The organism is Oligoflexus sp. (assembly GCF_035638955.1).
GTDB lineage: Bacteria > Bdellovibrionota_B > Oligoflexia > Oligoflexales > Oligoflexaceae > Oligoflexus.
The window spans coordinates 1-9789 of the sequence record NZ_DASQYZ010000427.1; the positions used below are offsets into that span (position 1 = coordinate 1).

General features: G+C 53.1%; 11 protein-coding genes. 5 read left to right on the forward strand and 6 right to left on the reverse strand.

The window, feature by feature from the left end; all coding sequences use genetic code 11:
* A partial coding sequence (locus tag VE954_RS35710; protein ID WP_324962119.1) for an ATP-binding protein occupies positions 1-725 on the reverse strand: 725 nt, incomplete at its 3' end.
* A gap of 215 nt (positions 726-940) precedes the next feature.
* Here VE954_RS35710 and VE954_RS35715 point away from each other — a divergent pair.
* The 3 genes from VE954_RS35715 to VE954_RS35725 are packed head-to-tail and all read left to right on the forward strand — an operon-like array spanning position 941 to position 3753.
* Positions 941-2464: a leucyl aminopeptidase family protein gene (locus VE954_RS35715; protein ID WP_324962121.1), complete on the forward strand. Its 1524-nt coding sequence runs from the start codon at positions 941-943 to the stop codon at positions 2462-2464.
* Positions 2465-2511: 47 nt separating this feature from the next.
* Entirely contained in the window at positions 2512-3045 is a 534-nt protein-coding gene (locus VE954_RS35720; RefSeq protein ID WP_324962123.1) for a sigma-70 family RNA polymerase sigma factor, read from the forward strand.
* Between the two features lie 21 nt (positions 3046-3066).
* Positions 3067-3753 carry a hypothetical protein gene (locus tag VE954_RS35725; RefSeq protein ID WP_324962125.1) on the forward strand — a complete coding sequence of 229 codons (687 nt, stop codon included), beginning with the start codon at positions 3067-3069 and terminating at the stop codon, positions 3751-3753.
* 5 nt (positions 3754-3758) lie between these two features.
* Here the strand turns inward: VE954_RS35725 and VE954_RS35730 are convergent, their stop codons facing one another.
* Entirely contained in the window at positions 3759-4172 is a 414-nt protein-coding gene (locus tag VE954_RS35730) for a hypothetical protein (protein WP_324962127.1), read from the reverse strand.
* 92 nt (positions 4173-4264) lie between these two features.
* On the opposite strand from VE954_RS35730, the gene VE954_RS35735 reads away from it, so the two are divergent.
* Positions 4265-4753 (forward strand): hypothetical protein, encoded by a 489-nt coding sequence (locus VE954_RS35735; RefSeq protein WP_324962129.1) that lies wholly within the window; start codon positions 4265-4267, stop codon positions 4751-4753.
* A 91-nt stretch (positions 4754-4844) separates the two neighbouring features.
* A complete protein-coding gene (bfr, locus tag VE954_RS35740) occupies positions 4845-5321 on the forward strand; it encodes a bacterioferritin (protein WP_324962131.1) in 477 nt (158 codons plus the stop codon).
* Here the strand turns inward: bfr and VE954_RS35745 are convergent.
* From VE954_RS35745 to VE954_RS35760, 4 genes are all read right to left on the reverse strand, one after another.
* Entirely contained in the window at positions 5297-5491 is a 195-nt protein-coding gene (locus tag VE954_RS35745; RefSeq protein ID WP_324962133.1) for a (2Fe-2S)-binding protein, read from the reverse strand. The genes bfr and VE954_RS35745 overlap by 25 nt on opposite strands.
* Positions 5492-5621: 130 nt before the next feature.
* Positions 5622-7010, reverse strand: coding sequence for a di-heme oxidoredictase family protein (locus VE954_RS35750; RefSeq protein WP_324962135.1), 1389 nt, complete (start codon positions 7008-7010; stop codon positions 5622-5624).
* Between the two features lie 24 nt (positions 7011-7034).
* Entirely contained in the window at positions 7035-8120 is a 1086-nt protein-coding gene (locus VE954_RS35755; RefSeq protein WP_324962137.1) for an imelysin family protein, read from the reverse strand.
* Positions 8121-8149: 29 nt separating this feature from the next.
* Entirely contained in the window at positions 8150-9430 is a 1281-nt protein-coding gene (locus VE954_RS35760; protein ID WP_324962138.1) for a hypothetical protein, read from the reverse strand.
* Positions 9431-9789: the final 359 nt, after the last annotated feature.

A 9789-nucleotide genomic window follows, 5' to 3' on the forward strand; every position in this document is an offset into this window, starting at 1 on the left:
CCGGCTGGAGATGTGTGTTTGCAAAAGGCCACGATAATTTTGTTGCGGTTGTAGCGACCCATCACCAGCTGATCGAGCACAGAGAGTTCCCAGTCGCTGTTACGGCCTTTGCCGAGTTCATCGATAAACAGAATATCCACCTCGATCAGGTCGTTGAGCAAGGTCGCATCACTCTTATCCTGAGCATATCCCGCCTTCAATTCCAGGAGGAGCTGGAAGAAATCGATAAAGCGTACGCTGATGCCTTTGCCCGCAAAATTCTTGGCAATCGCACACAGCATATAGGTTTTACCAACCCCGACAGGTCCCCCCAGCAAAAGCCCGCGAGGACGTTCCGGATCAAACTCCCGATACCAGTGGGACATGCGAGTCACGACTTCACGGCCATTGCCCGTGAAGTTGCTGAAAGAATCGAGACGAGCTCCGCTGTAACGCGCGGGCAGGCAGGCACTATTGATAAAGTTGACAATCCGCGAGGGAGCCGGGGTGCGACACGGACGTGAGAGTCCGTCCACCATCTTACGGTTTTTACCGTAGCAGCTGACACAGGTGCTGACGCAGTTGCAAAGTTCAGCATGTGTGAGCGACCCGTGGGGTTTCAAACGGTAACCAACCCCATCGCAGCAGCTTTTTTTCTGGTCCAGGGCACAGCCCATGTCCGGCAGCTCATCACTTTGCGGGGGTTGATGCAATTCTTCTTTGAGTGATCGAAAGGTGCGCTCCATAGATTCCTCTGGGCACTGTTTGGCACGGAAGGCGAGTATAAACCATGCGGAACTGCTGACTCTACACAGAAGAAGAACCCTGGAAAAGTCAGCTTCTTTGGCGAGGCCAGGCAAGGACGGAAAGCAGCAGGATCGCAGAGAAAAGGGTTGGCACAAAGGGGGCGGATCGAACAAGATGAAACCTTGACTCTGCAAAGGCGCCTCCAGGAGCACTCATGGCCAAGACACTGTCGAAAGTACTACACCAAATTGATCAGAACGCGTCCAGCGATTACGACGCGTATGTGGGCCTGCTGTGGCAGAAGCCGGGCAGCAAAGAATGGGATGAAATTTATCCTGAACACATGGTCCAGGCTGATCGGGATATCCTGCGGGCTCTGGTCCAACGTGAGCCTCTGAAACCGGAAGCTGGCAGTCTTTTGTGCTTTGATCGGACGCCGTTGCAACGTTGGGTCATTGCTGTGGCCAATGCCGAGATGGATACTTTTCGCTGGCTGTGCCTCGGGCGACAGATTATGAAACCCTTGAAAGAGCATGGCTGTAAAAAAGTTTTAGCTGATTTGAACGGTTTACCTGCGCCGCAAGCCTTGCAGGCCGCCGATGCCCTCACGGCTGCCGCCAAGGCCCTGCTCTTTAAATTTCCCAAATACTCACAAAATGAAGCGAAGAAAAAGGATGCGGAGCTGACTCTGGATGTGCTCTGTCCGTCCGCCGTAAATCTGGATGAAGCGGCTCGCGTCACGCAGCATGCGGAATCCACATCAGCCGCCAATAATCAGGTGCGGCACCTCGTGATGCAGGCGGGCAATGATCTGACGCCATCCCAGTATGTGGCACGCCTGAAAAAATTAGCCGAACAAAATGAACTGGGTTATGCGTTCACCTCACAGAAAAAGCTGGAAACCATGGGGGCGGGAGCCTTCCTGGCTGTGGCTCAAGGTTCGGCGCATGAAGATGCCGGCCTCGTCAAACTCAGCTATGAAGGCAACGGTAAAAAAAATTTGAAGCACCTGGTTCTGGTGGGCAAAGGTGTGACGTTTGATACCGGTGGCCATAACATCAAATCATCGGCAGGCATGTACGGCATGCATCGGGATATGGCTGGTTCCGCCTTAGCTTATAGTGTAGTGGCGCTCGCTGCCAAAGAAAAATGGCCGGTGCGTGTCACAGCATTTTTAGCGATCGCCGAGAATGCCATTGGTCCGAATTCCTATCGGCAGAATGATGTGATCACGGCCTTGAATGGCAAAACCATTGAAATTATCGACACCGATGCCGAAGGGCGCATGCTGCTGGCCGATACGCTGCATATCGCATCAGGTGAAAAACCTGATCTCCTCTTGGATTTTGCCACTTTAACCGGTTCCTGTGTGCGCGCTCTGAGTACGCTTTATTCCGGAGTCTTTACCAATCGCCAGGATTTGGTGCCGGGATTGATCAGCGCTGGACGCGAATCGGGCGAGCGCGTGTGGCCGTTTCCCATGGATCCGGATTTTGCCGAATGCCTGAAATCCGACATCGCCGATATCAAGCAGTGTCGTGTAAGTGGTGGCGTGGATCACATTGAGGCTTCTTTGTTTTTGAAAGAATTCGTTGGCAAGGATATACCATGGGTTCACCTGGATCTGTCGGCGGCGGAAAATAGCGGAGGTTTGGCCCATATTGATACCGAAGTCACAGGTTTTGGCGTGCGCTTTGTCTCTCGTTTTGTTCGCAACTACTGGGGATGGTCGGTCTGATTCCGTCCTTGATACCGAACAAACTTGAATTATGTGGTGAGGTTAGAGTGAACCAGACCCCGGCTAAAACAGCCATGAGTTTTCGCGAAATTTATGATGTCCATGTCGGACTGGTCCAGTTTGTTCTGCGTTCCTTTCGTCTGAGCGACGAGGAGCGCGATGATCTGGTCCAGGATGTTTTTTTGCGCCTCCATCAATCTCTGGATCGCATCGATCCCCTTAAGATTAAGGGCTTTTTATCCATTACGGCCCGCAATCTGGCGATTGACAAGGTGCGTCAGAGTCAAAGCCGCAAAACAGAGGCCGTTGGCGAGGATATTACCAGCCACGAGACCCGCCTTTGGGAACAAAATTCGGACCGTCGTGCAGTAATAGCGGTTGCTGAGCGTTTTATAGATGAGGTCGCCCGTCAACCAGGCGGCGAATGCTTCGGTTTGTTCTACAAAGAAGGCCTTTCAGTCCGGGATATTGCGGAGCGTTTGGGTGAAAGTACGGGTACAATCACGTCACGGTTAAGTCGGATGCGCCAAAAGTTTAAGGACGACCTCGCCAAGAAGCTCGATGAACTTGATGGGACCTGACAGACAGAGAAGGACGATGACATGAGCAGAGATAAACATTCCGGGAGCGATCCCGAGTTGCCGATGAGTGCCGAGGACGAAGCGTTCCTCCGACTTGTGGAAGACAGTTATGAGGCCGCAGGACGACCTCAGGACCAGGCAGGAGCCGATCGGATTTGGGGAAAGCTGGAAGCCCGGATGGCTGCTGAAGCCAACCCTCAACCAGCCGGGTCGGTTCGAGACGCCCAGGTGCATTTCATCAGCACCGCTCGCAAGCGTCGCGGTTGGGTTTATGTGTCCAGTGCCCTGAGTGTGGCAGCTGCTCTGGTTTTGTTTGTGAACTTCAATCCCACGGCCACGGAAGAAGATCCTGGCACGATGCAGACGCGTGGGGCCGCTTCAGGATTTACCGCAGCCATCAAGGTCTATGATGATCATGCTCAGGCGCCAGCTGGCAGCCGGCATCACGTCAGGGTCAAGGCCACAGCCGACGCCGATGGGTTTGTCGCTCTCTTCCGCCAGCTCGGCGAAGGCGCTCCCGTCTTTGTTTCCACTCTGGGTTATAAAAAAGAGTTGGGCGAATTGCACATCCTGGAAGAGGATGCTGAGCCCGGTACAAGGTACTGTGTCGTGGGGGCCAAGGATCAGGATGGACTCAAACATCTGGTTGAGCTGATTCCCGATCTCTGGGCGTATCTGCCGAACGCGGCCTGTCACAGCATTCCTTAAGGTTTTCACCAGCGAGGTTTATAGAGCCAGCCCAGGCCGCCTCGCTGATGAGTCATGGCATAAACACCTTCATTCAGCGTGATATTAACCAGGGCTTTCTCCTGGCTGGACACCGCATTCAGCCACAGGAGATTGCCCCAGCTGAATGAGACCACCAGCAGAATAATGCTGGTCCAGTAACTCACCGGATAATCATCCAGCCAATGCTTTTGCACCAGCACCTTGATATAAAAAGCAATCAGCCCAGGCATGGCGATAAACGCGTAAAATAAACTGCGTTCCCGATCAAATTCGTCAGAGACCCAAAGCGTTCCATAAAAACCAATCACACAATAGAAGCCCAGCAGGCCCAAAAAATACTGGCGGATGGATTGATCGTGATGGTTCATGGAGCGCATAACCTCTTTATCTTTTTCCAAGTTTCCATCATGGTCGGCACGCAGCTTTCAGTCAAGATTTTGCCTTGAGGACCGAAGAGTTTTTAGGGGCCGGAATTTCCCGGGGAGGGGATATGACTGGATTTTGGCAAATTCTCATAAGTCTGCTTTTGGCGAGTGCGGTCCAGGCAGCACCTATCACCGATCCCTATGTCAAAAATTTGACGTTGGTCGGTGTGATCCACGTGGAAGGTGCGCGCTCCAAAGGTCAATCCGTGGCCGTGCTGCGGGAACGATCGACCGGGAAAACCCGTATGCTGCACAAGGGCGATCAACTTGCAGAAGGTGATCTTGAAGTGCGGGAACTTGGTCCCCAGCACATCACACTGATACGCGGGCAGCAATCGTTTGTTCTGCGTGTGGAAAATTTTTCTGATACAGCCCATGTGGAAACGAGCGATGTGGAATTGGTCGGAGACAAGAGCAGCAGTGTGGTTGAAGTTCCGCTGGCGCCAGAGCCAACGCAGGATAGTGAAGCCAAGGCTGCGACGCCACGCGAAGAACGTCGGCTGATTCCTGATGCTGATTGCGAAGGTGAAGAGTGCTCAACAGTCCCGGAATAAAATTAAATATGCATTGAACTCGATCACCGATCCCCTTATCCATACAAGATGAGTTGCCGCGAACAACCCAATTGTGGATGAGGATGAAGTTATGAAAGGTGATGCGAAAGTCATCGACGCCCTGAATGATATACTCACGGGTGAGTTGACCGCAATTAATCAGTATTTTTTGCACGCCAGGATGTGTAAGGACTGGGGCTATGATCGCATAGCGGCCATAGTCCGTCACGAATCCATCGACGAAATGAAGCATGCTGAAAAGTTAATGGACCGCATTCTATTTCTCGAAGGCGTCCCCAACGTGCAGCGCCTTATGAAAATCAACATCGGTGAAACGGTCAAGGAGCAGTTCGAGAGCGATCTCAAACTGGAATACGACGCCGTTGATCGATTGCGAAAGGCTGTGCAGGTGGCAGTGGATGTCCGGGACCATACGTCCCGGGAGCTGTTCGAGCATATCCTGGAAGAAGAAGAAAGGCATATTGATTGGCTGGAAACCCAGCTGCGCCTTATCCAGGAGCTGACGATCGTTAATTATCTGGCTCAACAACTGCGGGAAGGATCCTGAGCGGGCTTCTTGCCCTTCTCTTGCAAGGATTTTTTAAGATCGGGAATGCAGGCGCCGCAACTGCTGCCGGCCTGGCATTGATTCTGTATTTGGCGCAGGGTGTCACAGCCCTGCTCTTTCAGCTGTTCGATAGCTCGATGATTCACGCCGAAACAAAGACAGACGATCATGGGAGCCTTCCTCCAAAGTTTCTTCCTTATCGGCTTTTATGTTACAGATATTGAGAATTACTTTCAATATCATTTAACTCGCCGTAAACTCTACTCATTTCAAGTCAGCCTTTTTGACATTTGTGAGCAATCAGAGCGACTTAAGAAAATCAATGACTTGCCCGCGCTCGTTTTTTGGAAGTTTTTCAAAGGCTTTACGGGACGCCTCGGCTTCTCCGCCGTGCCAGAGTATGGCTTCCTCGAGAGTGCGCGCGCGGCCATCGTGCAAATATCCACTCTGTGGAAGTATGGTGCCGGTCAGCCCCAGGCCCCAAAGCGGTGGGGTTCGCCATTCCTGGCCACTGGCTAAATAATCAGGCCGACCATCCGCCAGGCCTTCGCCCATATCGTGCAGCATCAGATCGGTGAATGCGGCAAAGGTCTGATTCTGGAGAGCGGCGATGCTGCTGCTGCCGTCCGTACTTAACGAAGGGGTGTGACAGCCGGTGCAGGCGATTTGATGAAAGACCTTTTCGCCCTCGAGCGCCGAGGGATTGGTGCGAATCCGATCGGGAACGGCCAGAGTTTGGGTATAGAATGCGGTCTTTCGTACGATGTCTTCACTGATCTCTATGGATCCATCCGCATCAGGAGCTAGTGGGTTTTTAACGCCCATATCATCAGCAAAGGCGTTACCGGTTTGCACGATCAGGCTCGGGGCCGAAGCTTTCCAACCAAAACGACCAATCGCGATGGTTTTCGCAACGGGATCCCAAACCCGATTCAAACGACCGGAAATGCCATCACCATCCGCATCATCCGGGTCCTCGTTATCGATCAGGGTTTGATCCGGGATGGCTTCCAAAAGGCCAAGACCGACGACAGGAGGCGTCTGACGAATGGAGCGCAGCACGCCGCTATCCTGCATGACAGCGAGCTTTTCTGCGGAACCTGAATAACCCAGGATAGGTTTGCGCAGAGTATAGGGGGAGCCATCCGGATAAGTGCCGGTGGCCTCTTCCCAACTCAGACTCAAACCAATCTCCGGTTCGTGACCGAAAACAGCATGATTTTGAATCTGAGTCCCGAAACCGGGGACGGGGTAGGGGCCGTGGCCGGGACCCTGCAGGCTTCTGGCTTCAGGAAAACGATCCAGAGCCGTCGGATCCAGACTCACGCGAACCAGAATCGGGGAACGGAGGGTTCCGTTTTCACCCAGCACGGGCATGCCGCGACCGTTCCGAACGTGACAGCCGCGACAGCTGGTATTGTTAAAAGTCGGACCAAGCCCCGGACGTACCGGAGCCGGGGCCATGACAAATTCACCTTCGAAGAGGATATCCCCTTCCCCATGGAGGTTGAATTCCTCCTCATTGAGATTGGTCGCAGGTGCGGTAAACGCACTTGAGGTACGATTTTTGATGGTCGTATCACCACCGGCCAGGACCAGTGAGACTTCAGGAAACGTGACGTCCTTGTCCGGGCGTCCACATCCTACGGACACCAGCACAAGCCAGGGAGTAAGCCAGCGACGAACCATGTTGCGACCTCCTGCGACCACTGTTTAGGGAACCAAGACAGCTCGAACCTTGGTATCCAGGACGGTTTGCAAAGCGCGGATTGCGGTTTGCGCCGCTATGATTTTCGAACGAGCCGCGGGATCCACGATCGCCGAACGGAAAGGATCCGGAATGGCTTTCAACGCTGCCAACGACGCATCGATCGCCGTCTCGACTTCATCATGAAGCGCCGCATCCACATCATTGACGCGCGCGCTGAGACTGGCCGCCGCGGCGGTTCCCTCTTTGCTGCCTTGCCACACATGACGAATACTCAGGATATTATTCTGAAAGTCTTCCAGTGAGTTGAACGAAAACTGACTTTCCACCAGGTTGGGATCCTGCTGATCAAAGGGCTGGGCAATTTTATTGTTGGCCACTTCATCCGCGATGCCGACCATGCCTTCCACCATTTCTTCAATGGCAGCCTGGGTCGAAGGATAAAGATCGTTGCCCGCTTCACCGGCCGCTTTCAGACTGGCGGCGAACGGCTGATCATTATTCAGACCTTCTTTCCAGGCTTTCAGAATGCGAGCCGTTACGGACTTATGATTGTTGGTCAAAGCCAGCAGATAATTTTTTTCTGAATCGGTCAGCGAGGCCAGCGTCTTGCCTTTGTCGTAACCGAAGAGAATAAACTCAATGGCATGAAAACCTTTCAGACTTGGATCCACGGTATCCACATCAACATTGTTATAGGCCGCGATCGCAGCGTCCAGACCGGCATGATCCAGGGGCCAGCTGTCCAAGGCCGGATCATAACCATAGCTATCAACCGGACCAAAGAGGAAGGATTCACTCTGTTCCCAGGGCACACGAGTTGCGATCCATGATGTGCGCGCCGCTTGAAAATTGGCTTCGGTAGGTGAGGCGACCAGGGCCGCGACAGCTGTTTCCAGGGCCGAGGATGCATTGGCCAGATCCAGATAGGTGTCCAGCACCACCGAGTCGACGAATGTTGTCAGGATGGCTTTATCCGCAACAGGATCGACGCTGGGATTCTCATTGGTATCGGATTTGGAACAGGCGCTCAAAAGAACCAACAGCGATAATCCGGCCATCGTGCGTGGAAGGAATGAAGGGCGTTTCATGGTGAACCTCTCCTTAAGTGTGATCAGGCTTAATAAACAAAATTCAAAGCGAAGCGATAGTCATGCTCAGTACGCAAATGATCGGAACCAAACTTTCTTTCGGTGGCATCGAGTTTGAAATTCAAAGCGGAAGCCACCTGGTAATTGACACCTAGGCTCACGTTATGGCGTGCAAAGCGGGGCTGGTCGAGCGCGCCGGCCGCAGCTTTGTAAACGGTGTCATAGCTTTCCCAACGAACGAAGGGCACAATCTTATCCTCGGCCTCGAAACCATCGAAGCGATAACCCCATTCGGTCCAGGCTGAATAGGCTTCCTTGCCCACGGGACTGCGCAGCACACCTTGATATTTTTGCGAGAGACCGGCGTTGCGACTGTTGATGTCATCGGCATTCTGCAGTTTGCCGTGAACGACCGACGCCTGACCCTGGATGCGATCCCACTGACCATAGGCGAACCACGAAAACATTTGCAGCGTGGTTTCCACGTAACCGCAGGGAGCCACTTCCTGGGCATCGTTGTCACCGGGGCAGGTTTTGGTCAGATCCGGTTGGGGACGGTTGGCGCTGGAATCTCCGTAGTAGTAGGAGAATCCAGTGTTGAGTCCAGGGATATTGGAATTGGTCCAGCGCAGAACCAAGGCCGGGTTGTTCGCCTTGTTCGTTTCAAACATTCTTTGCTGACCACCCGAAACAAAATACTGCGAACTGAAGCCGGTGGAATCAAGACCGTTCACAATCTGGACCTGCAGTTTCTGCTCGAATCCATGCAGCATGACCTCGGCGCCGATTTCGCTCCAGCCCGACGGGATCAGATGCTCTTCGCTTTCCGCGCGGACGGTGCCGAGATAATCAAAGGGTTCGTGATGAACCGGCAAAAGACCAAATGCCACGGGCATGCGGCCGATACGGACCCGAGCCAGCGCAAAGTTTTTTTCGACGAACAGTTTCTCGAACTGAATTTCACCGCCTTTTTCCACTTCACTTTCATACTCACCGGCTTCCTCATACTCAAGCTCGAGTGAGGAGCCAGTTCCGCCGTGCTCGATCTCCAGTTCCGCTTCAAAGGAAAATCCGCGGGTCAGTTCCTGCTCAAGTTCCAGAACAAAACGCGTGGTATCAAAGAGCAAACGCTTGTCTTTTTTGGATCCGCGCGAGCTGGCTTTGGGATCAGCACCATAGTCGGCATAACTGAAAACGAGATCTCCATAGCCTGAAAATTTGGGGCCGGATGGAGCCGTGGCCGTCTCTGCCCATCCACCGGAAGCCCATGTCATAAGCAGGACTGGAAGGACAAAAGTTCTGAAGCGCATGGTTGCTTTTCCTTTGAGCGAATTCCGGTTCGCTATCGCAGCCGGGGCGCGACACCCACGGCATATTGAAAATGATAATGATTCTTATTACAACAAACGCGCCAAATCCAGTTGAAACTGTTGGTAAGATTCGGTTTTGCAAGATGTTGAATTGATAGGGAGGGTGATCAGAATTCTGATCGGGCTTGAGGTTTTTTTGGGATAGTGATCAGGGCTTGGACATCGAGTCACTGAATTATGGACAGGGGGAAAGCCCGGTCTGCCCTGAGGACAGGCCGAATGGAGGGGCTTATTGCGGGGCTTCGGGCGGAACGGGAGCGACCATCATTTGCTTCCACTGGAAGCTGGGACCCGTACTA

Bases quoted from the DNA above. Each gene is read 5' to 3' on its own strand.
- VE954_RS35715 (WP_324962121.1), top strand. From the start codon at position 941: ATGGCCAAGACACTGTCGAAAGTACTACACCAAATTGATCAGAACGCG.
- VE954_RS35725 (WP_324962125.1), top strand. From the start codon at position 3,067: ATGAGCAGAGATAAACATTCCGGGAGCGATCCCGAGTTGCCGATGAGT.
- VE954_RS35735 (WP_324962129.1), top strand. From the start codon at position 4,265: ATGACTGGATTTTGGCAAATTCTCATAAGTCTGCTTTTGGCGAGTGCG.
- bfr (WP_324962131.1), top strand. From the start codon at position 4,845: ATGAAAGGTGATGCGAAAGTCATCGACGCCCTGAATGATATACTCACG.
- VE954_RS35745 (WP_324962133.1), bottom strand. From the start codon at position 5,491: ATGATCGTCTGTCTTTGTTTCGGCGTGAATCATCGAGCTATCGAACAG.
- VE954_RS35750 (WP_324962135.1), bottom strand. From the start codon at position 7,010: ATGGTTCGTCGCTGGCTTACTCCCTGGCTTGTGCTGGTGTCCGTAGGA.
- VE954_RS35755 (WP_324962137.1), bottom strand. From the start codon at position 8,120: ATGAAACGCCCTTCATTCCTTCCACGCACGATGGCCGGATTATCGCTG.
- VE954_RS35760 (WP_324962138.1), bottom strand. From the start codon at position 9,430: ATGCGCTTCAGAACTTTTGTCCTTCCAGTCCTGCTTATGACATGGGCT.